Origin of the sequence: Bradyrhizobium sp. SZCCHNS1022 (genome assembly GCF_032484835.1) — a bacterium.
Lineage (GTDB): Bacteria > Pseudomonadota > Alphaproteobacteria > Rhizobiales > Xanthobacteraceae > Bradyrhizobium.
This window is the reverse complement of record NZ_JAUETT010000002.1, coordinates 652965-677356: the sequence shown is the minus strand read 5'-3', so window position 1 is coordinate 677356 and position 24392 is coordinate 652965. Positions and strand designations below refer to the sequence as shown.

General features: G+C 64.4%; 18 protein-coding genes. 10 read left to right on the top strand and 8 right to left on the bottom strand.

The features are described 5' to 3' along the window. Positions 1–130: 130 nt before the first annotated feature. Positions 131–415 (bottom strand): hypothetical protein, encoded by a 285-nt coding sequence (locus QX071_RS16695; protein WP_315703738.1) that lies wholly within the window; start codon positions 413–415, stop codon positions 131–133. A 541-nt stretch (positions 416–956) separates the two neighbouring features. On the opposite strand from QX071_RS16695, the gene QX071_RS16690 reads away from it, so the two are divergent. Beyond that, the gene (locus QX071_RS16690; RefSeq protein WP_315703737.1) at positions 957–1424 is read left to right on the top strand and encodes an SRPBCC domain-containing protein; all 468 of its coding nucleotides are present in this window, start codon (positions 957–959) and stop codon (positions 1422–1424) included. 23 nt (positions 1425–1447) lie between these two features. On the opposite strand, the gene QX071_RS16685 is transcribed toward QX071_RS16690, so the two are convergent. Beyond that, positions 1448–1966, bottom strand: coding sequence for a DUF3124 domain-containing protein (locus tag QX071_RS16685; RefSeq protein ID WP_315703736.1), 519 nt, complete (start codon positions 1964–1966; stop codon positions 1448–1450). 64 nt (positions 1967–2030) lie between these two features. Here QX071_RS16685 and QX071_RS16680 point away from each other — a divergent pair, with 64 nt between their 5' ends. From QX071_RS16680 to QX071_RS16670, 3 genes are all read left to right on the top strand, one after another. Continuing rightward, on the top strand, positions 2031–3758 hold the full coding sequence (locus QX071_RS16680) for a cation:proton antiporter (protein WP_315703735.1): 1728 nt from the start codon (positions 2031–2033) through the stop codon (positions 3756–3758). A 96-nt stretch (positions 3759–3854) separates the two neighbouring features. Next, complete coding sequence (upp, locus tag QX071_RS16675; protein WP_315703734.1) at positions 3855–4490, top strand: uracil phosphoribosyltransferase; 636 nt, start codon at positions 3855–3857, stop codon at positions 4488–4490. A 19-nt stretch (positions 4491–4509) separates the two neighbouring features. After that, positions 4510–6657 carry a carbamoyltransferase C-terminal domain-containing protein gene (locus QX071_RS16670; protein ID WP_315704272.1) on the top strand — a complete coding sequence of 716 codons (2148 nt, stop codon included), beginning with the start codon at positions 4510–4512 and terminating at the stop codon, positions 6655–6657. Here QX071_RS16670 and QX071_RS16665 read toward each other — a convergent pair. The 4 genes from QX071_RS16665 to QX071_RS16650 form a co-directional block, all read right to left on the bottom strand. Continuing rightward, positions 6654–7529 carry an NAD(P)-dependent oxidoreductase gene (locus QX071_RS16665; protein WP_315703733.1) on the bottom strand — a complete coding sequence of 292 codons (876 nt, stop codon included), beginning with the start codon at positions 7527–7529 and terminating at the stop codon, positions 6654–6656. The two genes, QX071_RS16670 and QX071_RS16665, sit on opposite strands and share 4 nt — an antisense overlap. Before the next feature lie 3 nt (positions 7530–7532). Then, positions 7533–8667 (bottom strand): peptide chain release factor 2 gene (prfB, locus tag QX071_RS16660; protein WP_315703732.1). Its coding sequence is split into 2 segments (ribosomal slippage): positions 7533–8597 and positions 8599–8667, totalling 1134 coding nucleotides; the frame shifts between segments, so codons are not numbered across the junction. A 128-nt stretch (positions 8668–8795) separates the two neighbouring features. Next, a complete protein-coding gene (locus QX071_RS16655; protein ID WP_315704271.1) occupies positions 8796–11300 on the bottom strand; it encodes a penicillin-binding protein 1A in 2505 nt (834 codons plus the stop codon). Between the two features lie 251 nt (positions 11301–11551). Next, the gene (locus QX071_RS16650; protein WP_315703731.1) at positions 11552–12940 is read right to left on the bottom strand and encodes an N-acetylmuramoyl-L-alanine amidase; all 1389 of its coding nucleotides are present in this window, start codon (positions 12938–12940) and stop codon (positions 11552–11554) included. 735 nt (positions 12941–13675) lie between these two features. Between QX071_RS16650 and QX071_RS16645 the strand changes: the two genes are divergently transcribed. Next, positions 13676–16870: an Rne/Rng family ribonuclease gene (locus QX071_RS16645; RefSeq protein ID WP_315703730.1), complete on the top strand. Its 3195-nt coding sequence runs from the start codon at positions 13676–13678 to the stop codon at positions 16868–16870. A gap of 88 nt (positions 16871–16958) precedes the next feature. Here the strand turns inward: QX071_RS16645 and dctA are convergent, their stop codons facing one another. Both dctA and QX071_RS16635 read right to left on the bottom strand, forming a co-directional pair. Beyond that, complete coding sequence (gene dctA / locus QX071_RS16640) at positions 16959–18296, bottom strand: C4-dicarboxylate transporter DctA (RefSeq protein ID WP_315703729.1); 1338 nt, start codon at positions 18294–18296, stop codon at positions 16959–16961. 132 nt (positions 18297–18428) lie between these two features. Further along, the gene (locus tag QX071_RS16635; protein ID WP_315703728.1) at positions 18429–19628 is read right to left on the bottom strand and encodes a pyridoxal phosphate-dependent aminotransferase; all 1200 of its coding nucleotides are present in this window, start codon (positions 19626–19628) and stop codon (positions 18429–18431) included. Between the two features lie 154 nt (positions 19629–19782). Between QX071_RS16635 and QX071_RS16630 the strand changes: the two genes are divergently transcribed. The 5 genes from QX071_RS16630 (at position 19783) to accB (ending at position 24355) form a co-directional block, all read left to right on the top strand. Continuing rightward, entirely contained in the window at positions 19783–21189 is a 1407-nt protein-coding gene (locus tag QX071_RS16630) for a M48 family metalloprotease (RefSeq protein WP_315703727.1), read from the top strand. Between the two features lie 96 nt (positions 21190–21285). Then, positions 21286–22047 carry a DsbA family protein gene (locus QX071_RS16625; protein ID WP_315703726.1) on the top strand — a complete coding sequence of 254 codons (762 nt, stop codon included), beginning with the start codon at positions 21286–21288 and terminating at the stop codon, positions 22045–22047. Between the two features lie 242 nt (positions 22048–22289). After that, positions 22290–23102, top strand: coding sequence for a DUF1236 domain-containing protein (locus QX071_RS16620; RefSeq protein WP_315703725.1), 813 nt, complete (start codon positions 22290–22292; stop codon positions 23100–23102). 246 nt (positions 23103–23348) lie between these two features. Then, positions 23349–23828, top strand: coding sequence for a type II 3-dehydroquinate dehydratase (gene aroQ / locus QX071_RS16615; protein WP_315704270.1), 480 nt, complete (start codon positions 23349–23351; stop codon positions 23826–23828). A 47-nt stretch (positions 23829–23875) separates the two neighbouring features. Next, the gene (gene accB / locus QX071_RS16610) at positions 23876–24355 is read left to right on the top strand and encodes an acetyl-CoA carboxylase biotin carboxyl carrier protein (protein ID WP_315703724.1); all 480 of its coding nucleotides are present in this window, start codon (positions 23876–23878) and stop codon (positions 24353–24355) included. The last annotated feature ends 37 nt before the right edge of the window (positions 24356–24392 follow it).

Sequence of the window (24392 nt, the reverse complement as noted above, 5' to 3'; positions counted from 1 at the left end):
ACGCCAGGGCGATGGCACAGACAGTCGCCGCCAGTTGCTGGCGCTGCGTCTCGCGGCTCCGATCAATGGATGTGTCGTACCGCCCGCTCAATTCGCGCGCTCCGGAAGCCGCTCGCCCTTGAGCCCGAAACTATAGTTCCCGGCTTTCTTCGGTTTGACAAAGATCAAACCACCTGTGCTGCGAGAGCAGTGCAGATTGTCGTTCAGCGGACGGATCGGTTGCGCGAGCAAAGGTGCAAGTCCCGGTCACGACGATCATGACACCCCGACTCGGGTCTTCTGCACGAGGCGTGACGCGCATACGCCGGCATGCAATCGATGATTGCTCAAACGAGCGCTTGGCTCCAAGGAAAGCCAGTGCCTCACGAAGGCAGGTCAATTCCACAAATTTCTCTTTCGTTTTTTCAGAAATCATGTATACTCTTCCCGTCCCGCCTCACTGAGGGGCGTACGCGTCGTCACGGACGTTGAGCGCGGGATGCGGTGGACGCATTGATGCCGTTGGACGAACGGCTGTCGATGCGGACGGCGAAGTCGCGTGGTCCTGGCATCCCGACGCTGATGCCTGCGCAACGCGCGGAAACGCGCATTGTCGCAATACGGTGGCCAAAAAGCCCGGCGCACCGGGGAGATCGCGTATAAGTCGTAACCCATCGCGCAGGGAATGCCGGATGATCCGGCTGATCCTGTGGTGACTGCCGCCTGCTTTTTTTGCTGCAGGCGGGCCATGGGTGAGGCCTTCACCCGGCATTCCCTGCGCCCTCTCCCCGAGGGCTTCGTTTATAACTCGGGCGCGCGGCGCCGCGGGACGTGTTTTTGCACGCCCATATTGCTCTTGCTCGCCAGTCAAATCGAGTTCCGGCAGATATGCCACGTTTGACCAAGCATGCTCCGATGTCGGCCGCAGCCGTACTCATTCGTCCTTTGAGCTCAGCCCTTAGCCCCGGAGCAAACTCATGAATGGCGCTTCGCAGATCGACCGGAGGCACAGCGTCTCCAGATGCATCAGGGCAAGCGAGGATGCGATCTATGAGGCCTTCATCAAGCCGGAGAGCTTGGTACGCTGGCTTCCGCCCGAGGGGGCAAGAGGCGAGATCAGGCAGTTCGATGTGCGTGAAGGCGGCAGCTTCGAGCTTGTTTTGACCTTTGCTGCCGCTCCGGGCAAATCCTCCTCGCACCAGGACGTCGTCCGGGGTCGTTTCCTGCAGCTCGTGCCGGGAAAGCGGATCGTGCAGGCGATCGATTTTGTCTCCGACCGGCCGGAGTTCGCGGGCACGATGACCATGACCTGGTCGCTTACGCCGGCGGCGGACGGTACGCTCGTCTCGATCCTTGCCGAAAACGTGCCGATCGGAATCGGCCGCACGGACCACGAGCTCGGCATGGCGTCGTCTTTGGAGAATCTGGCGCGTTTCGTCGAATGATGGCTCTGCTCGTCCAAACCGGCTTACCGGCCGCCGCCCACGGTGCGAATCGGGCGGCCCTGGCTGATGAAGGCGTAATGACCGCTGCCGAGGCTGCCGATCATCAAGGCCTCGACCACGGGCTCGGCGATCGGACCGGTCGCAGCCCAGTCGACCACGAAGTTGGCCCCGGTGCCGCCGCGAACGTCCTTGGTGGGGATGAATATCTCGACGGTGGCAAACGGCTTCACTGCAATCGGCTCCTGCAGATAGGCCTGCACCAACGCTCCGGACGTACCGAAATAGCTGATGCGCTTGAGGATGAGCGGCATCGCTTCCGAAGCGTTATGCACGCTCAGGGTCACCGAAAAATCGGCGTTCACCTTGCCCGGCGTCATCGCCACGCTGGAATACACCGGGACATAGAGCGCGCCCGATACGGTCTGCGGCTCCGCTGGAACCTGGGTCAGCGAAGCCGCAAAGGTCTGCTTCAGATCTGCCGTCTGGGCGTGAGCCATCGAAGCCGGCAGCAGAAGCAGGATCAGCCAGAGCTTCATGCGCATGTGACATATTGTCCATTTCAGCGTAATGCGGCCTCGCCTAGTTTGCCGCGGTGAGGCCGGATTCATGCAAGAACTGATTGGGGACATCACGCTCAGCATCCTGTTTGCGTGGGGGCTGGGGCTGGCTGCGCAGTTTTCGCGGCAGCCGTCGATTCTCGCCTATCTGATCGCGGGCTTCGTCATTGGTCCATTTGGAACCGGCTGGGTCAAGTCCCAGGAATCGATCTCCGTCATCTCCGAGCTCGGCCTGATCTTCATGCTGTTCATGATCGGGCTGGAGATCGACCTGAAGAAGATCATCCGCGCCGGCCCGGTGATCCTGCTCGCCGGCGGCGTGCAGATCATCGGCGGCGCCCTGCTTGGACTCCTGTTCTTCATCGCGATCGGCATGGGCCTGGGCGAGGGCCATTACGATGCGCTTTATTTGAGCGTGGCCTGCGCGCTGTCCTCGACGGTGATCATCGTCAAGGTGCTGTACGAGAAGCGTGAGCTCGACACCCTGCCCGGCCGCATCACGCTCGGCGTTCTGGTGCTGCAGGACGTGTTCGCGATCCTGTTCCTGGCGGTGCAGCCGAGCCTCGACAATTTGCAGATCGGCGTGGTCCTGCTGTCATTCGCGCGCGCTGGAACGCTCGTCGCGATCGCGCTGCTGCTCAGCCGCTACGTGCTGCCGCAGCTGTTTCATCGCGTCGCCCGCAGTCCGGAGTTGATCCTGCTTGGCGCGCTGGCCTGGTGCTTCCTGATCGGCGAGATCGCCGAGCGGCTGCACTTGTCGCGCGAGATGGGCTCGCTGGTCGCCGGCGTGTCGCTGTCGACATTCCCTTATGCGCTGGACGTCACCGCCAAAGTGACCACCTTGCGCGACTTCTTCATCACGCTATTCTTTGTCGCGCTCGGCATGACCATCCCCGTTCCCAACATGTCGGTCGTCGGCCTGGCGCTGGTCGTTGCGCTGTTCACTGTCGCAAGTCGGCTGCTCTCGACCTTTGCCCCGCTCTATCTGATGCGCCAGGGCCTGCGCGCGAGCCTGCTGCCGGCGCTCAACCTGGCGCAGATCAGCGAGTTCTCGCTGGTGATCATCCAGACCGGCGTCGCCGCCGGCCATCTGCGCGGCGCGACCTCGAACGCGGCCTCGTTTGCCTTCGTCGTGCTCGCCGTGCTGTCGACCTTCGTGATCGTGCGCTCGGACCCGATCGTCCGCCGGACGATTCCGCTTCTGAAGCGGCTGGGCCTGCGCGATCTGGATCACGCGCAGGATCATGAGACGGGCGACGAAGCCGGCCATGGCAACGGCCGGCCAATCGTGATCCTCGGCTTCTACCGCACGGCCAGCGCGCTCCTGGCCGAGATCGAGCGCAACCAGCCCGCCCTGCTCGAGCAGATCGGCGTGATCGATTTCAATCCCCTGGTCTTCCGGACCTTGTCCGAGCGCGGCATCCAGGTGACCTATGGCGACATCAGCAATGCCGACACGCTGGTTCATGCCGGCGTCGGCAAGGCCGAGCTGATCATCCTGAGCGTGCCGGACTCGCTGCTCAAAGGCGCGAGCAACGAGAAGCTGGTGCGGCACGTCCGCAGCATCAACAGGACCGCCAAGATCGTCGCCACCGCCGACCTGCTCGCCGACGTCAACGACCTCTACGACGCCGGCGCCGATTACGTCGCGCTGCCGCGCCTGAACGACGCGCAGGTGCTGCTCAACCTGATCGAGGCGGCCAGCGCGGGCCTGCTGGCGGATCGCCGCCGCGAGACCGAGGCGCTGCTCGAAGGCCGAAGCGAGGTGCTGCCGTGACGCGGTTGGGCGGGATTTGCCCCGGTAGCGGCACGCTGATTTCAGCCGCAGCCACGCCGCTGGCGCACTTGCGCGAAAGCCGGTAAGTCATATTCCATGACAGCCGCCAATCTCCACGTCGTCGATCACCCGCTGGTCCAGCACAAGCTCTCCTTGATGCGCGAGCGCGACCGCTCGACGAAGGGCTTCCGCGAGCTCCTGAACGAGATCGGCATGCTGCTGGCCTACGAGGTGACGCGCGACCTGCCGCTGGAGCTGGTCGACATCGAAACGCCGCTCGCGCCGATGAAGGCGCCGAAGATCGCGGGCAAGAAATTGACGCTGGCGCCGATCCTGCGCGCCGGGGTCGGCTTCCTCGACGGCATGCTGGCGCTGCTGCCGTCGGCGCGCGTCGCCCATATCGGGCTCTATCGCGATCCCAAGACGCTGGAAGCGGTGGAATACTACTTCAAGGCGCCGCAGGACCTCTCCGACCGCACGGTGATCCTGATGGACCCGATGCTGGCGACCGGCAATTCCGCCTGCGCCGCGGCGGCGCTGCTGAAATCGCGTGGGGCGCGCGACATCCGCTTCGTCTGCCTGCTCGCCGCGCCCGAAGGCATCGCGCAGTTTCAGAGCGAGCACCCGGATATCCCGATCTGGACCGCGGCGATCGACGAGAGACTGAACGACCACGCCTATATCGTGCCCGGTCTCGGCGACGCCGGCGACCGCATGTTCGGCACCAAATGAGCCGACCCGCGTGCCCGTGATGCGGCGGATCGGGCCGAAGCATCCACGGCTCGGTGCCGCTGCGGGACACGCAGCGGAATGGCTGGCCACGAGATTGTTCGCCCGGGCCGGCTTCCACCGGCTCGGCTCGGCCTTCGCGGAGGCCCGTCTTGCCGAGGCGCACGAGCGGCTTACGCGCGGCGAGACGCTTTATCTCGCTGGCCTCGGGCCGGCCGGGACACACAATTCCGGCGTCGCGCTCGTGGAGGTCACACAGGCGAACGGCCCGCGGCTGATCCTCAACAACGAGGAGGAGCGCTTCTCCGGCAACAAGCACACCAGCGAATATCCGCGCGCATCGATCGACGCCATGATCGCGGCGCTGCGCGGCATGGGCCGCGACGTCTCCGACATCTTCGCCTGGCTGACGACGTGGGATTATCCGGCGCTCGCCGGCACCCTGGCCCGCACCATTCTGGAAGAAGCGCCGCAGAGCTTGGGTCTGCTCCGCACCACCGAAGCCGCCGGTTTCGACGCCCGCCGCATGGACCAGATGACACGCACGCCCAAGATCCTGGCCAAGCAGCTCGGCCTTGGCGAACGCGTGCCGCTGATCATGATGCCGCATCATGACAACCACGCCTGGTTCTCCTATGCCGCTTCGCCCTTTGCCGCCGACGACGATCCGGTCGCCATCGCTGTGCTCGACGGCACCGGTGATCGCGGCTCAGTCTCGCTCTATGAGGGGCGGGCCGGCACGATGCGAAAGCTCTATAGCAATGACAGCGTGTTCGACTCGCTCGGCGCCTTCTACAGCGTGATCGCCTCGACCCAGGGCGGCTGGACCTGGCTCTCCTGCGAGGGCCGCTACATGGGCGCTGCCGCCTGGGGCAACATGGATCGCGCCAGCAATCGTTACTATCAGCGGCTCAGGGACGTGCTGGTGCTGGCAGATGGCGGCGAGATCAGGCTCAACCGCGCGCTCGCCAGCTGGTACGCCTCGCCGTTCGAAGCGCCCTATCACCCTGCCCTGACGGAGATCCTCGGTGAGCCGCTGAAGCCGTCGCAGCTGTGGAATCCGGATGCCGTGCTGCGCGTCGAGGACATCCAGCACCGCGCCGATACGCAAGAGCGGCTCGACAAGGCTGCCGCCACGCAGCTCGTGTTCGAGGATGCGATGGTCCACGTCGTGGATCACCTGTTGCGAACGACCGGCGCCCATCGGCTGATCCTGACCGGCGGCGTCGCACTGAACGCGGTCGGCAATATGCGGCTGCTCGAACATTTCGATGCGGTGTGGTTCGCGACGGCACAAGGTCGCGAAGCGCGGCTCCATCTGTGGGTGCCGCCGGTGCCCGGCGATCCCGGCGTGCCGATCGGGGCCGCTTGGCTGTTTGCGCATCTGGCGGGCGCGCCGCGCGGCGCAGCGCTCAGCCATGCTTTCTATTGCGGCCTGCCGCCGGCCCGCGCGGAGATCGAAGCCGCCCTTCGCGCCGATGACGTCACAGCGGAAGAGATCGGCGAAGTCGCAACGCCGGACGGCCGCGCAGCGGTGGCCGACCTCATGGCTTTCGTGGTCGCACAGGGCGGCGTCATCGCGCTCTACCAGGGCGCCGGCGAGACCGGTCCGCGCGCGCTCGGCCACCGCTCGATCCTCGCCAATCCCTGCGATCCCGACGCCCGTGAGCGGCTCAATGCACGGGTCAAGTATCGCGAGGCCATCCGCCCCTTGGCACCGATGGCGACGCTGGAGGCCGCGCGCAACCATTTCGTGCTCGAGGACGGCTGCGCGGACGCCGACTACAATGCCTACAACTACATGGTGCTGACGGCGCATGCGAAACCAAAGGCGCGCGAGAATATCCCGGCTGTGATCCATGCCGACGGTACCGGACGCATCCAGATCGTGCACGAGCGCGACGATCCGCTGACCTACGCCTATCTGAAGGCAATGGGGCGCCATGCCGGCGTCGAGATGTCCGTCAACACGTCTTTCAACGTCGCGGGCCCGATCGCGCAGACGCCGCAACAGGCGGTCGAGACCTTGCGCCGCGCCAAAGGGCTGGATGCCGTGATCATGGTGGCGAGCGATGGCACCACCTTCGCCGTCCGCCACGGCGGCGAACGCGACGGAGGCCGGTTCTCGGATTGGTATGCGCGGTGGAGAGCTCGATGTCCGCGCCGTTAGGCCTTCGGCTGCGAAATGAGTTCGATCATGCGGCCTTCGTCGTCGTCGGGCATCTCCGCAGTCGCGTACGCGTAGGCCTCCACCGCGGCCCGCGTTACGAGTGGCGGTTCGCGCAGCAGCTGCTCGGCGAGCTGCAACGCGTAGGCGGCATCCTTGTGACGAAGCGCAGCGGTGAAGGTCGCGTCGGAAAAGTCCCGCGCTATCATTCGCGGCGCATGGCGGAGGACCTGCGGACTCGCAGTCACGCCGCTCTGAACAGCCTCGAGCACAAGCTTCATGTCGAGGCCGGCCTGTTCGGCGATCGCAAGCCCTTCGGCAAGGCCCGCAATCTGGATCGCCCCCATCAGATTGTTGATGAGCTTGTAGACCGAGCCGGAGCCCACCGGGCCGAAATGCCGGATCGTCGATCCGATCGGCGCGAGAAACGGCCGGGCTCGGTCGAGAGCGACGGCATCGGCGCCCACCAGCAAGGTCAGCTTGCCGCTGGCGGCCGCATCCGGCAGCCCCGTCACCGGGCAGTCGATATAGATTGCACCGCGCCCATTCAGGTCTCGCGACAGCCGCAGGGCATGGTCATAGGAGACCGTGGAGCACTCGATCGCCAGCGTGCCGGGCTTCATCATCGCCGCCGCACCGTTCGGGCCGAGCCAGACCAAGCGCGAAGCCTCGTCATCGGCGACCATGGTCACGACCGCATCGACGTCGGTCGCGGCGTCTGCGGGCGAGCTCGCCCAGCGAGCGCCGCGCGCGATCAGATCCTCTGCCTTGGCCTTGCTGCGATTCCAGACCGCAACATCGAAGCCGGCATCGATGTAACGCCCTGCCATGCCACGACCCATGCGGCCGAGCCCGATGAAGGCGACGCGCGGCATTGCCTAGTCGACGTCCTCGACCGCGGCGCCCGGCGTGGTGCCGAACGCACGTTGCGCCAGGGTCGCGGCCATGAACTCGTCGAGATCGCCGTCGAGCACGCCTGCCGTGTCAGAGGTCTGCACGCCCGTGCGCAGGTCCTTCACCATCTGATAGGGCTGCAGCACGTAGGAGCGGATCTGGTGGCCCCAGCCGATCTCGGTCTTCGCAGCCTGATCGGCCGCGGCCTTCTCTTCGCGCTTCTTCAGCTCGATCTCGTAGAGGCGGGCGCGCAGCATGTCCCACGCCTGGGCGCGGTTCTTGTGCTGGGAACGGCCGGCCTGGCAGACCACCGCGACCCCTGTCGGAATATGAGTCAGCCGCACCGCCGATTCGGTCTTGTTGACGTGCTGGCCACCAGCACCGCCGGACCGCATGGTGTCGGTGCGGACGTCGGATTCCTTGATGTCGATCTTGATGCTGTCATCGATGACCGGAAAGATCTGCACCGACGAGAACGAGGTATGCCGCCGCGCGTTCGAATCGAACGGCGAGATTCGAACCAGCCGATGCACGCCGGCTTCCGTCTTCAACCAGCCATAGGCGTTATGGCCGGAGATCTGGATGGTGGCGGATTTGATTCCGGCCTCTTCACCGGGCGATTCTTCCAGATACTCGATCTTGAAGCCGTGCTTCTCGGCCCAGCGCGCGTACATGCGCAGCAGCATCTGCGCCCAGTCCTGGCTTTCGGTACCGCCGGCGCCGGCATGAACTTCGAGATAGGTGTCGAAGCGGTCGGCCTCGCCGGACAGCAGCGCTTCGAGTTCCCGCCGCGCCACTTCCTTCTTCAGCGCCTTCAACGCCGCCTCGGCCTCCGCGACGACGCCGTCATCATTCTCGGCCTCGCCGAGCTCGATCATGTCGACGTTGTCCTTCAGGTCGCGCTCCACCTTGCCGATACCGTTCAGCGCGTCCTCCAGCGAGGTGCGCTCCTGCATCAGCTTCTGGGCCTTCTGCGGATCGTTCCAGAGATTGGGATCTTCGGCGAGCTTGTTCAGCTCAGCCAGCCTTGCCGTCGATGTTTCGACGTCAAAGATGCCTCCTCAGCAGCCCGACCGACTGCTTGATCTCTTCTACAATTTTCTCGATTTCAGCGCGCATATCGCTCTCTTCAAGCTGCACCTCCACGGGATATCCGAGAGGCGCAGCAACAATTCTTGTGGGGATGTAGCGGTGCGCGGCGCAAAGCGCAATCTCCGTGCGCCGCCGAACGGCGGGTTTCACACGCGCTAATACAGCCCGCCCGTGCCCGGACGCATGAAGAAGTTGCCGGTGTCAGGCTGCCCGCCACTCTGAGACGGCATGCCGCCGCGCTGGTCCGCATCGGCGACGCCGATGACCGAATAGTTATCCGGCGGCGCCGTACCCGGCTTGAACGCTTCCATGATGGTGCGGCCGGTGTCGCCCGGGCCTGCGCGCATACCAGTCTTGGAATCGACGCGGACGAGCTTGATGCCCGCAGGGATCTTGAACGGTGTCGCAGGCTTGTCGGCGAGCGCGAGCTTCATGAAGTCGCGCGCAATCGGTGCCGCCAGATGGCCGCCCGTTGCGGCATTGCCCCGACCGAGCGGGCGCGGCTTGTCGTAGCCCATATAGATTGCGACTGCGAGGTCCGGCGAGAAGCCGACGAACCAGGCATCCTTGGCCTCGTTTGTGGTGCCGGTCTTGCCGGCGATCGGCTTACCGACCTCCTTGAGGGCCGTAGCGGTACCGGCGTTGACCACGCCCTCCAGCATCGAGGTGATCTGGTAGGCGGTCATGGTGTCCAGCACCTGCTCGCGCCGGTCGACGAGCTGCGGCTCGGGCTGATTGTGCCAGCCGTCCGGCGCGTCGCAGCCGCGGCATTCCCGGGTATCGTGCTTGAAGATGGTGTGCCCGTAACGATCCTGGATACGGTCGATCAGGGTCGGCTTCACGCGACGGCCGCCATTGGCGATCATCGAATAGGCCGTCACCATCCGCATCGCGGTCGTCTCGCCCGCGCCGAGCGCATAGGATAGATAGTTCGGCAGCTCGTCATAGACGCCGAAGCGCTTGGCATATTCGGAGATCAGCGGCATGCCGATGTCCTGCGCCAGCCGCACGGTCACCGTGTTCAAGGACAGCCGGAGCGCATTGCGCAGGGTCGTCGGTCCGAGATACTTGCCGGACGAGAAATTCTCCGGCCGCCATATCCCGGCCCCCTGCCCCTGATCGATTTCGATCGGCGCGTCGACCACTTGCGTCGACGGCGTGTAGCCGTTGTCGAGTGCCGCCGAATAGACGATCGGCTTGAACGACGAACCGGGCTGCCGATAGGCCTGGGTCGCACGGTTGAACTGGCTCTGGTCAAAAGAGAAGCCGCCGACCATCGCCAGCACGCGACCGGTGTTCGGATCCATGACGACCATCGCGCCGGATACCTCTGGCAGCTGCTCCAGGCGGTACTGCCCCTCGACCGGATTGCCTTCCTTGTAGAGTGGATCGGCGTAGATCACGTCGCCGGGCTGCAACACCTGCGTGACCGCGGTCGGCGTCCTGCGCGTGCCGGATGCCGCGCGTGCCCACCTCACGCCATCGAGCGTGATCAGCCCGGTCTGCCGTTCCTTGCTGACGGCGCCACCGAGTTCGCGGCCAGGCTGAAAGCCGATTCGCGCCGATTGGTCGCTGGTCTCCAGCACCACCGCCATCCGCCACGGCGAAATATCCGCGAGCGACTTGATGTCGGCGAGCTTCACCCCCCAATCGCCGGAGATGTCGATCTTGCTGACCGGGCCACGCCAGCCCTGCTCCTGGTCATATTTGACGAGGCCTGCGACCATCGCCTTGCGCGCCATGACCTGGACCTTTGGATCCAGCGTGGTGCGCACCGACAGCCCACCCTCGTAGAGCTTCTTCTCGCCATAGCGCTCGAAGATGTCGCGACGGACCTCCTCGGCGAAATATTCGCCGGCAAAGATGTGGGCGCCGGTGTTGCGGCTGGCAATCGTCAGCGGATCCTTGCGCGCCTTGTCGGCGTCGGCCTGTTTGATCCAACCATTCTCGAGGAGGCGATCGATCACGTAGTTGCGACGCTCGATCGCGCGATCATGGTTCCGGATCGGATGCAGGCTGCCCGGCATCTTCGGCAGAGCCGCCAGATAGGCCGCCTCGGCGACGGTGAGTTCGTTGACCGACTTGTCGAAATAGACGAGCGACGCAGCCGCCACGCCATAGGCACCCGACCCCAGGTAGATCTCGTTCAGATACAGCTCGAGGATCTTGTCCTTGGAATAGGTGCGCTCGATGCGCATCGCCAGCAGCGCTTCCTTGATCTTGCGGGTGAACGAGACCTCGTTGGTCAGGAGGAAGTTCTTGGCGACCTGCTGAGTGATGGTGGAGGCGCCCTGGGGACGGCGGTTCGAGCCAAAATTCTGGGCGTAGACGACAGCGGCGCGCGCCATGCCGGTGAAGTCGATGCCGCCATGCTCATAGAAATTCTTGTCCTCGGCGGCGAGGAACGCGTTGATGACCAGCTTGGGAACCGCCTGGATCGGCAGATAGAGCCGGCGCTCCTTCGCGTATTCGCCGACCAGCGAACCATCCACGGCATGGACACGCGTCATGACCGGCGGCTCGTAATCCTGGAGCTGCGAATAATCCGGCAGGTCCTTGGAAAAATGCCAAATCAGTCCGGCGACCGCGGCCACTCCCACCAGAAAAACGACTGTCCCGGCGGCGAACAGGAAGCCCAAAAACCGCACCAGAAAGCGCATCGGCAATATCCGTTTCAACTCTCGTTCGACTCTCGGCTCGAACATGCAGCGCCTCCAAGGGCGCCTTGGTCAGAATCATTCGGCGGCAATGATGCCGCATGAGCCGCGTTCAGGAACCTTGCACGGGCAAGCCTACCATAAGTTCGCCAGCGTGGCGGATCTGGCATTCGCTGCAGTGCTGCCACGCGGCTGAATCTTTCTCGATTCCCACTGCCTCGCGGTACGCTTATAGGGCGGCGGCTGTGGCCAAACTAGGGCTTTGCCCGGGCGGGCGTCTTGGTCTCAGGACGCGGCCCGGCCGCGGTGGCGATGCGCTTGGCCAGGAACGAATCGACCGCGCGGGCCATCGCGTCAGCGGTGCGGGAACGCCAGCTTTCGGAGATCAGATTGCCCATGTCGCTCTTGTTGGAGACATAACCGAGCTCGACCAGCACAGAGGGCACGTCGGGCGCCTTGAGCACTCGGAACCCTGCGGATTTGAGTGGCCTCTTATGCATATGCACCGCAGTTTTCATGTCATTCATCAAAAGGCGGGCGAAACGGTTGGAAAAGGTTCGGGTTTCACGCCGAGCCAGATCTATCAGGATGTCCGCGACATCCGTCGGCTCCTCGGTCAGATTGACGCCGCCGATGGCATCCGCGCGGTTTTCATCTTCCGCCAGCCGCTCGGCTTCGGCGTCCGAGGCCTTGTCGGATAGCGTGTAGATCGTGGCGCCCTGGGCATCACCTTCGCCGCGGGGCAGCGCATCGGCATGAATCGAGACGAACAGGTCGGCCGATTGCTTCTGCGCGATGCGCACCCGGTCCCCTAGCGGAATGAAGGTGTCATCATCGCGGGTCATGACCACGCGGTATTTGCCGGTCTTCTCCAGCCGATCGCGTAGCGCCTGGGCGAAAGCCAGCACCAGGTTCTTCTCCGGGACTTCGCCGGTCTGGGTCCCGTTATCGATGCCGCCGTGGCCGGGATCGATCACGACGACGGGCCTGCCATCGGGCGGCGCGGGAGGTCCGGGCGGCGCGGCCGGCGTCGTGGCCGCAGGGGCCTGAATTGCGGGCGGAGTGCCGGGCGGCAGTGCGGTGGCGGTTGCGCCCGCATCCGCGACATTCGCCCTCGGCTGCGAGCGGCTTTCAGTCCCGATCAACTGTGCGAAACTGGTCTGATCGACTTCCTCCAGTTCCAGCACCAGCCGCGCCGGCTGTCCGTTCGCCGAATCAAGCACGGACGCATTGGCGATTCGGGCCGGACCGGTGAGATCGAAGACGATGCGCGAGCCCCCCGGCAGGACCAAGCCATACCGAAATGCCTTGATCAGACCGCGGCCGGCGGTACCCGAACCGGTCGGAAGATGGAAACTGACCTGAGGGAGATCGACCACGACCCTATAAGGGTCGCCGAGCACAAAGGCTCGAAACGGAACCGCCTTGTCCAAATCGAGCACGAACCGCGTCTGCCGGGAATCGCCCGCCAAACGGGCGTCCGAAACGATCGGAAAGGCCGGAGCCTGGACAGCCGGCAGAGCCGCTTGCATGGGCGGCACAGCCGTCTGCGCCTGTACCCGGGTAGGCACAGCACATAACATTTCCGTGACGCACAGCAATGCGCATCCCAGCCAAAAGGATTGATTTGCCCGGTCAGCCAACGATTCCGTGCCTCCGCGCGATCTCTTTAGCGCAATCAAACCACAGGGTTAAATCGCTACTTCTGTCATTTCCCTTAAATTGAGGCGATTGTTGCGGACCAGCGACGGCTTCCCTTGCACCCACTCGATAATCCACGTAAGAACAAGGGGCTGAAGACCCATATACTTACTGCCGGTTGTGTCGCGTTCAGCCTCCCGGTGCAACGCCGGAGCCTTCGTATTCGACTTGATCGAAATCCGCGAAGCTTCCAGCGACCTTCCGTTCCTCTTCGGAGCCAGCGCGTCCCGCGCGGTTCAGTCGGGGCCGGTGACAAGCCCGAGCGGGGCCGGTTCCCAGGGCCACTCATTCTCGAGCCGCCCGAGGTGCTGCGCCAGACACGGCATAGCCCGATATTGTGCCCCGGACGGGGTCGGTATCGAATTCCAAGGCAAGCGTTTCGGCGCAATCTGGCCTTCAGCAGGAGACCGGCGGCACCCAATGCCGCCCACGTGTTCAGACGGGCCGACGCTTGATGCGCCATACTGTATTGCCGACCAAGACCAGCGGAACAGCCGCTCCGATCCGAGGCCAAGTCCTCGTTCGGCGGACTACTCCGCAGGTTCCGGCTTCGGCACAGCGCAACGTCAGGCGTTTAGGTCTTCCCCTCACCCCCGAATCAGGTGGACCGTCGCGTCATCCGACAGCGCGCCACGCGCTCGCGGCCAACCGCGTCCGTCGCCTTCAAGAGTTCCAATATGCCCAACAAGATGTTGATCGATGCTACCCACCCGGAAGAGACCCGGGTGGTCGTCGTCCGCGGCAACCGCGTCGAGGAGTTTGATTTCGAGACTGCCCAACGCAAGCAGCTGCGCGGCAATATCTATCTCGCCAAGGTCACGCGGGTCGAACCCTCGCTGCAGGCCGCTTTCGTCGAGTATGGCGGCAATCGCCACGGCTTTCTCGCATTCAGCGAAATCCATCCCGATTATTACCAGATCCCGGTCGCCGATCGGCAAGCGCTGATCGAAGCGGAAGAGCGCGCGCATCGCGAGGCCGAGGAGGAAAACGAGAACCGGGCCAGCCGGCGACGCAATCGCCACCGCAGTTCGCGGCGGCGCGGCAGCGGTGAGCGCGTTCAGAGCGAGATCATCGAAGGAGCCGACACCGCGTCAGGGCTGCCGCAGACCGAAGGCCATGATCTCGAATCGCATGCGCACGAGGCCGCGGGATTTGAGCCCGAGGGGTACGAGGCGCAGGGCTCACCTGGCGACTTCGGCACCCATGACGAGAGCTACGGCGACGACGACTCCGATAGCGCGCAGGCTCATGGCTTCAGCGAAGCCCAGCCCCACGAGGCACCCGCGACCGACCATCATGCCGATGACGATCACCATCACGATGATGATCATCCCGATGACGACCGTCATGATGACGATCGTGACGATCTCTCGCCTGTGGCAGCGGCGGACGCCGCCGAACACGCCGAGGCAGAGGCGTCTTCCGAAGTCCCCGTCGTCCCGTCTGAGGACCTTCCGACCGCTCCCGGAACCGAGCATTACGAGGGCGAAACTGAACGCGCGCGCGACGTGGAGCGCACCGACCTTCACGACCATGACGAGCACGCCGATGAGGTCGCTCCGGCCGACGCCGAACTGGTGACCGAGCACGAGGGTAGCGGCGTCACCATCGTTCCGCAGGACGAGAATGGCGCGGCCCATGATCATGACGACGAGGAAGAGGACGGCGAAGAAGCCGAGGAAGAACTCGTCGAGTCCGTCGGCGGCGACGACGTGCTGGAAGAGGTGCCGGAACGCACCTTCCGACCGCGCCGGCAGTACAAGATTCAAGAAGTGATCAAGCGCCGGCAGGTGATGCTGGTCCAGGTGGTCAAGGAAGAGCGTGGCAACAAGGGTGCGGCGCTGACGACATATCTGTCGCTGGCCGGCCGTTACGCGGTGCTGATGCCCAACACCGCGCGGGGCGGCGGCATCAGCCGCAAGATCACCTCGGCGCAGGATCGTTCACGCCTGAAGGAGGTCGTGCAGGATCTCGACGTGCCAGAGGGCATGGGCGTCATCCTGCGCACCGCAGGCGCCAACCGGACCAAGCCGGAGATCAAGCGCGACTTCGAGTACCTGCTGCGGCTATGGGAAACCGTCCGCGACATGACCCTGAAGTCGCAGGCGCCGACGCTGGTCTACGAGGAAGGCTCGCTGATCAAGCGCTCCTTGCGCGATCTCTACAACAAGGACATCGACGACATCCTCGTGGCTGGCGAGGCCGGCTATCACGAGGCGCACGACTTCATGAAGATGCTGATGCCGTCCAATGTGCGGGCGGTGAAGCAGTATCGCGACGGCCAGCCGCTGTTCTCCCGCATGGGAGTCGAAAGCCAGCTGGATGCGATGTTCACGCCGACCGTGCAGCTGCGCTCCGGCGGCTATATCGTCATCAATCAGACCGAGGCGCTGGTCTCGATCGACGTCAACTCCGGCCGCGCCACCCGCGAACATCACATCGAGGATACCGCGCTCAAGACGAATCTCGAGGCCGCCGAGGAAGTCGCCCGGCAGCTGCGGCTGCGCGACCTCGCCGGCCTGATCGTCATCGACTTCATCGACATGGATGAGAAGCGCAACAACCGCGCGGTCGAGCGCAAGCTGTCAGACTGCCTGCGGCAGGACCGAGCGCGAATCCAGGTCGGCCGCATCTCTCATTTCGGCCTGCTGGAAATGTCGCGCCAGCGCATCCGCGCCAGCGTGCTGGAGAGTTCGACCGAGCCCTGCACGCATTGCGGCGGCACCGGCCATGTGCGATCGGTGTCGTCGGTCGCGCTGCAGCTCTTGCGCAGCCTCGAAGAAGCCCTGATGAAGGGCGCGACCCACAATCTGGTGGTCCGCACGCGCACCGAAGTCGCGCTGTATGTGCTGAACCATAAGCGCGGTCATTTGCGCGACCTGGAGAACACCTTCAAGGTCACGCTCTCGATCATCGCGGATCCCACCGTGAGCGGGCAGCAGTCATTCATCATCGATCGTGGCGAGCAGGTGCATACGCTCGAAGCGGCCAAGGCGCTTGTCGCGGCGCAGGCCTCCGCGCCGATGGTCGTGGATGAGGTCTACGATGAGGACGAGCCGTTCGATATCGAGACCGAATCCGAGGTTGAGACGGATGAGACCGAAGGACTGTCCGACGAGGCGGCCGCCGGTGACGCCGCTGCTGGCGAAGGAACGCGGCGCCGTCGGCGCCGGCGCCGGCGTGGCCGCGGAGGCGGCGAGGCGCCGCGCGAAGAGACCCAGTCCGACGAGGGCACCGTCGCGGTGCATCCGCTCGAGGCCGGCCAGACCGCGGAGCTGACGGCCGAAGATTCCGAAGCCGACGACGAGGAAGCCGACGAGCTGCCCGCTTTCGCCCAGGGCGAGGCGCAGGGCGATCAGCCCGGCGGCGAACGTCGGCCGCGGCGCCGCGGACGGCGCGGTGGGCGACGCCGGCGCGGTGGCGACGATGGACTCGCAGCCTCGATTGCCGACGAGCTCAACCCGCCCGTGGCCTCCGAGGTCGAAGGTGCGGTCGCAGATTTCGACGGCAACGGCTCGAGCTTGCCCCAGGGGCCGGGCGCCGAACCGATCTCTGCCGCTGTAACGGCGGAGATCCGCCCGGCCGCGACCGAGCCTGCCGAGCAGCCGGTCGCGTCGGAGCCGGAGAAGGCCGAGCCACAGAAGACCGAATCCGAGAAGGCGCCGCGGCGCTCGACCGTGCGCGAAAAGGTCAGCTTCCTCGCCGAACCGAAGCAGGAGTCCCCTGCTCCGATCGTCGATGCCGGCGCGAGCGCGCCGCCCGAAGCCGCTCCTGCACCTGCCGCGGAGGCGCCGGCACCGGAAGCCGCGACGGAGACACCTGCGCCACGCCGTGTCGGCTGGTGGTCGCGGAGGTTCGGGGGCGGACAGTAACCGAGCGGCCCGACTGAGAATTCCTGACAAGCAAAACGCCCGGCCATTGGCCGGGCGTTTTTTCGTGCAGTCCTGAACAGAGCAGAGTTTAGCCGGTGGTAACCGCAGTCTCGACGTCTGAGGGATCGATCTCCTGGTTCAGACGCTTCAGGAGGCGCTCATGGTCGAGCTCGCCTTCCCACCACGACACGAACACCGCGGCGATGCCGTTGCCGGTGATGTTGGTCAGCGCGCGCACCTCGCTCATGAACTTGTCGATCGAGAACACGATCGCCATGCCCGGAACGAGCGCCGGGCTGACGACGGACAGCGTGGCCGCAAGCGTAATGAACCCCGCACCGGTGACGCCGCTCGCCCCCTTGGACGTGAGCATCGCAACGACCAGGATGGTCAGCTGCTGGCCGAAGCTCAGGTCGACGCCGAGCGCCTGGGCGATGAACAGAGTCGCCAGCGTCATGTAGATGTTGGTGCCGTCGAGGTTGAAGGAATAGCCGGTCGGCACCACCAGGCCGACCACCGGCTTCGAGCAGCCGAGCCGCTCCAGCTTCTCCATCAGCTGCGGCAGCGCGCTTTCGGATGAGCTCGTGCCGAGCACGATCAGGAGCTCGTCCTTGATATAGACGATGAACTTGAAAATGCTGAAACCGATGAAGCGCGCGATCAGCCCAAGCACGATCACCACGAACAAGGCGGCGGTGATATAGAACAGCGCGATCAGGCCGATCAGGTTGCCGAGCGCTGCCGGACCGAATTTGCCGATCGTATAGGCCATCGCACCGAAGGCGCCGAGCGGCGCGGCCTTCATCACGATTGCGATCACGCCGAACACCGCGTGCGCGGCGTCGTCGATCACGTCGCGCAGGCGGTGGCCGCGCTCGCCGAGCGCCATCAGCGCAAAGCCGAATAGGATCGCGAACAACAGCACCTGAAGGATGTCGCCACGGGCAAGCGCGCCGACGACGCTGTCGGGGATGATGTTGAGGATAAAGTCGACGGTCTTCTGGGACTCCGCCTGCGTCACATACTTGGCCACAGCGGCAGCATCCGGCTTGGCGGCAAGGCCGTGCCCGATCGGAGCCAGATTGCCAACGATCAGGCCGAGGACGAGCGCGAAGGTAGAGACGATCTCGAAATAGACCAGCGCCTTGATGCCGACCCGACCGACCTTGCTCGCGCTCTGGATGTGCGCAATACCCGAGACCACCGTACAGAAGATGATCGGCGCGATCACCATCTTGATCAGCTTGATGAAGCCGTCGCCGAGGGCCTTGACCCACTCGTTGGTGGCGACATTAGGCCATAACCAACCGACCACAACACCAATGACAATGGCAATCAAGACCTGGACATAGAGTATCCTGTACCAGGGCTTCTTCGCCGCCAGCTGCGGCGCAGCCTGCGCTGCGGTTCCCGTAACTGCCCCCATAACGCTTCGTTCTCCCTTCCGTGAGCTTCATCCAGGCTGGCTTCCGCCAGCCCTCGTTCATTCCACCTCACGCAAATTGTCAGGCCGGAGTCAATGGCCGAGGAGGTGCAGCGAGCTACCGTCGCTGGAGGGCTAGGCCAGCCAGCGCGCGATCCGCGCCACGGCTTCCCGCATGTCGTCAGCCGATCGTGCATAGGAAAAACGCACGAAGCTGCGGCCATGAATGGGGTCGAAATCGACCCCCGGCGTCGCCGCAACGTGGATTTCCTCCAGCATTCGTTTGGTGAATTCGAAGCTGTCGGAGGTGAAGCCGGAGACGTCGGCATAGAGGTAGAACGCGCCGTCGGCCGGCAGAAACTTCGTCAGTCCCGCCTTCGGAAGCCCCTCGATCAGGATCCGGCGATTCTCCTGATAGCCATGTTTGATGGCGTCCATCTCGGTCCGGCCATCAAACGCGGCTTCGGCCGCGATCTGCGACAGTGTCGGCACGGAAATCGCGAGATTCTGCTGCAACCGCTCGATCGGGCGGACCAGCGTGTCCGGCACCACCATCCAGCCGATCCGCCATCCCGTCATGCAAAAGTACTTCGAGAACGAATTGATGACGAGCGCATCGGGCGAGAGTTCGGCCGCGGTCACCGCGGGAAATGCATAGTCCAACCCGTGATAGATCTCGTCGGAGATGAAGCGGATGCCGGCATCGTGGGCAGCGCCAATCACGCCCCCCAAAGCCTCGCGCGACATCATCGTACCGGTAGGATTGGCCGGACTGGCGACGAGAACGCCTTTCAATGGCGTTTTGCGGTGCGCCGCAAGCAGTGCCTCGCCGGTCAGCGCATGGCGCGTCTCGCTTGTGGTCTCGATCAGCACCGGCTCGCAGCCGAGCGCAGTCAGGATGTGGCGATAGGGCGGATAGCCCGGCACCGTCACCGCGACACGGTCGCCCGGCTCGAACATGGCGAGAAATGCCAGGATGAATGCGGCCGACGATCCCGTGGTGATCACGATCCTGGCCGGATCGACCGCGCAGCCATAGGTCTCGCGATAATGCCGCGCGATCCGCTCCCGCAGCGAACTGATCCCCAGGGCCGAGGTATAGTCGATCCGCGCCGTTTCCAGCGCGGTATGGGCAGCGGCGATCGCTGCCCGGGGCGCCGGTGCGGCCGGCTGGCCGACCTCCATGTGGATGACATGGCCGCCGGCGGCCTCGATCCGCGCGGCCGCCGCCATCACATCCATCACCATGAACGGCGGAACCTCGCTGCGGCGCGAAGGCGTCAGCAAGCCGGCAATCCGCTGTTCCATTTGTCTCGTGAGTGTCGCGTCGCCCATGGATATCTGCTATTGACCCCGGCTGTTCTGACCCGGCTTCTCAACCTGGCGGCGCGTGCCGGGACAGGTGTTTTGCGCCGCAGTTGAGCCGCATTCCGCGGTTTGGTGGGCAATAGCCCGTATCGAGCCCCGCGCCAATTGCAAAGATCGCCTGATGTTGCTCCGTATCGTGCTTCGCAAGAACCTTTCCGGCCTGATCTCCGCCGTGGTCGCCGGCGCGATGGCGCTCGTAACCGTGATGCCTGCCGCCGCCCAGCAGGGCAAGGGCCCGCCGATCCTGCGCGACACCGAGACCGAGGCACTGCTGCGCGAATATACGCGCCCGATTCTTCGCGTTGCGGGGCTTGAGAAGCAGAACATTCAGATGGTCATCATCAACGACGCGTCCTTCAATGCGTTCGTTGCCGACGGCCGCCGCATCTTCGTCAATTACGGCGCGATCATGCAGTCGGAGACGCCGAACCAGCTGATCGGCGTCTTGGCCCACGAAACCGGCCATCTGGCCGGCGGCCATCTTGCCAAGCTGCGCCAGCAACTGGCGAACGCGCAGACCCAGATGATCATCGCCACCGTGCTCGGCGCCGGTGCGCTTGCGATGGGCGCACGCGGCGGTGCCGGCAACGGGCTCGCCAATGCCGGTGCCGCAGCCCTCGCCGGCCCCGGCGAGATGATCCGGCGTTCGCTGCTGTCCTACCAGCGCCAACAGGAGGAAAACGCCGACCGCGCCGGCGTCAAGTTTCTGACCGCGACCGCCCAATCGCCGAAGGGCATGTACGAGACCTTCAAGCGTTTCACCAGCGAGAGCCTGTTCGCAGCGCGAGGCGCCGATCCCTATCTGCAGTCCCACCCGATGCCGGCCGATCGTGTCGAGGCCCTCGAGGGGCTGGCCCGGCAGAGCCCGTATTGGGACAAGAAGGACGATCCCGCGCTCCAGCTCCGCCACGACATGGTCCGCGCCAAGATCTCGGCCTTCATGGAGCGGCCCGACACCGTCGCCCGGCGCTACCCGCAGACCGACAACAGCCTACCGGCGCGCTATGCCCGGGCCATTTCGACCTACCTGCACGGCGACCTGCGCAGCGCCCTCGCCCAGATCGACACCCTGATCCAGGTCCAGCCGAACAATCCCTATTTCTACGAGGTGCGGGGTCAGGCCCTCCTCGAGGGCGGCCGGCCGGCCGAGGCCATCGCGCCGCTGCGCAAGGCGGTCCAGCTCTCGGGCCATGCTCCGCTCATCGAGATGTTACTTGGGCAGGCTTTGGTTGCCACGGATAATAAGGCCTACACCGACGAAGCGATCACGATCCTGCGCGCCGCGGTGTCGCGCGAAACCGAAGCGCCGCTCGGCTACAGCCAGCTCGCGATGGCCTATGGCCGCAAGGGCGATTATGCGGAAGCTGATCTCGCATCGGCACAAGCAGCCTTCCTGCGCGGCGACAACAAGACGGCACGCGAGCTCGCCTCGCGCGCCAAGACGCGGTTTGCAGTCGGCTCGCCCGGCTGGGTGAAGGCCGACGACATCGTTTCGACAAAGCCGCTTCCCGGCCAAAAAGGCGAATAGAAATCTCGGTTACAAATCTCGGTATAGTCTCGCCTTGCAGACCCGACCACGACCAACGATAAGGACACGATCGTTTTGACCCAGAGAGCCACGTACATGTCGTCACTCCGCCCCCTCTTCCCTGCGCTGGTCGCGCTTTCGTTGTGTGCCGCGCCGCAGGCGGTGTCTGCAGAGAGCTTTTCCGACGCTCAGCGCGGCGAGATCGAGACCATCATCAAGAACTATCTGGTTTCGCATCCCGAAGTCCTGGAAGAGTCGATGACCGAACTCGGCAAGCGCCAGGCTGCCGCGGAAGCCGCCAAGCATGAGGCGAGCATCGCCAAGAACGCGGATGCGATCTTCAATTCGCCGCGCGGCGTCGTGCTCGGCAACAAGGACGGCGACGTCACCTTCGTCGAATTCTTCGACTACAATTGCGGCTACTGTAAACGCGCCATGGCCGACATGCTCGACCTCTTGAAGAGCGACAGCAAGTTGAAGGTGGTGCTGAAAGAATTCCCGGTGCTGAGCCAGGGCTCCGTCGAGGCGGCGCAGGTCGCCGTCGCCGTGCGGATGCAGGCGCCGCAGAAATATCTCGACTTCCACCAGAAGCTGTTGGGCGGCCGCGGCCCTGCCGACAAGGCGCACGCGCTCGCGGTGGCCAAGGACCTCGGCCTCGACATGAACAAGATCGAGAAGGACATGGCAGGCCCGGAAGCCAAGGCGACGATCGAGGAGAATTTCAAGCTCGCCGAGGACATGGGGATGAACGGCACGCCGAGCTACGTCATCGGCAACAAGGTCGTGATCGGTGCCGTCGGACTCGAGGGCCTCAAGGAGAAGATCAGCAACGCCCGCTGCGGCAAGGCAACTTGCTGATTGAAGCGCCTGCTATCTCACGTCGAGCCAACTAACACTCGCAAGGGTCGGTTGAAGCAACCGGCCCTTGTTGTTTGTACGGCTGATGATCGTGCGGTCATCTTGTGTTCAGCAAGCTGAGCATCCGTTCAGAAAGCCGCGAGCGACAACAAAATCCTGGAACCAATCGCAGCGTACGGAACATCTCCAATCTCCTGCAGTTGTCGGCGCGGGCAATGCCGATAACACGAGGAGGATTGAGAATGACTAATCGCTTGATGGTATCCGTTGCGGCGATCGCGCTGATCGCCGGTGCCGGATTTGCGCACGCGCAGGGCGCGGGCACCGGTGGCCACGAATCCAGTGGTGCTGCAATGCAGGGCGGCGCGACGGGTGGCACGACGTCGGGCCCCGGCTCGAGTGGCAGCGCTACAATGAACCGCGACGGCACATCCCCGTCCGCGGGCGGCTCCAAGGAGATGAAGTCGAGCCAGTCCGAGCAGAAGGGCAGCGCCAAGGGGCAGCATGCCGAAGACAACATGCGTGGTCAGAAGTCGAAGAGCATGAGCTCGGAGAACGAGACCAAGGGCGGCTCCAAGGAGATGAAGGCTGAAGGCCGCGACAGCAAGACCGGCACCAGCAACGCTGAGAATCGCGAGGGCCGTAGCGGCACCAATATGAACGCGCAAAGCCGAGAGGGCGCCAGCGGCACCAACATGAACGCGCAGAGCCGAGAGGGTGGCAGCGGCGCCAACATGAACGCGCAGACCAAGACCGGCACCGATCGTTCGCAGGTCACCACCGGCCAGGCGGGCGCCGGCGCCAAGCTCTCGACTGAGCAGCGCACCAAGATCTCGAGCGTGATCCGCAGCCAGCACGTCGAGTCGCTGAACAACGTCAACTTCTCGGTCTCCGTCGGCACACGCGTGCCGCGCGACATCCACTTCCGTCCGCTTCCGACGGAAGTCGTGAGCATCTACCCGGAATGGCGCGGATTTGACTTCATCGTGGTCCATGACCGGATCGTCGTCATCGATCCGAACACCTACGAGATCGTCGCGGTTCTGGACGCCTGATTGCGACCCGGCGCGTGAAGAGACAGAGGGCGGGCAGCAATGCCCGCCCATTTTCGTGGCTGGGCTCATCGCTTTTCCGCTGCAGCGCCGTCATGGTGGTTAACCTGCGATTTCCACAGCTTCGGCGCACGTTTTTATAAGCCGGTTGAGCGATCTGGGGTAACATCCTGCCCTGCGAAAGGCTTCCCCTTCGCAGTTTTGTTACATATAACCCCGGCCACCTGCCGCCACATTGCCGGGATTGGGATGGCCGAAGCCCCTCAGCAGACGATCTACGTTCTCAACGGACCCAACCTTAACCTGTTGGGCACCCGCGAGCCGGAAACCTATGGCCATGCAACCCTCGCCGACGTCGAGAAGCTGTGCATCGACACGGCGGCGGCGTACGGCCTGACCGCGGAGTGTCGCCAGTCGAACCATGAGGGTGTGCTGGTCGACTGCATCCACGAGGCCCGGGCCAAGCAGGCGGTCGGCATCATCATCAATGCGGGCGCCTATTCTCACACCTCGATCGCGTTGCACGACGCGTTGATGGCGGTCAAAATCCCCGCCGTGGAGGTGCATATCAGCAACATCCACGCCCGCGAGAGCTTCCGGCACCATTCTTTCACCGCGAAGGCGGCGTTTGCATCCGTTTGCGGGTTCGGCATCGACGGCTATCGATTGGCCATCGCCGGGCTTGCCGAGAGAATTGGCGCCGGAAATACCAACAAGGCAACGGCCTAAGGCCTTTCCGCCCGGCAGAACAGCAAGAAGAGTTTTGGATCACCATCATGGCGCGCCAGCCCAATGACAAGACACCGATGAAATCCGACGACAGCGAGCTGATCCGCGAACTCGCGGCCTTGCTCGACGAAACCAGCCTGACCGAGATCGAGCTTGAACGCGCGGGATTGCGCGTCCGCGTGGCACGCAACGTGACCGTGGCGGCGGCCGTCCCCTCGGCCGTGACCGCCGCTGCGGCCGGCGTGCCGGTCGTCGTCGCGGCGGCTGCGGCCGGCGCCGATCTGTCGAAACATCCCGGTGTGGTTCCGTCGCCGATGGTCGGCACCGCCTATTGGGCACCCGAGCCCGGCGCCAAGCCATTCGTCGAGGTCGGGGCCAAGGTCACGGTCGGCCAGACCTTGATGATCATCGAAGCCATGAAAACGATGAACCAGATCCCCTCCCCGCGCGCGGGGACTGTGACGCAGATCCTGGTCGAGGATGGCCAGCCGGTCGAGTTCGGCGAGCCGCTGGTGATCATTGAATAGGAGCGAAGAGCGAACGGGCGAATAGCGAAGTTGTTCA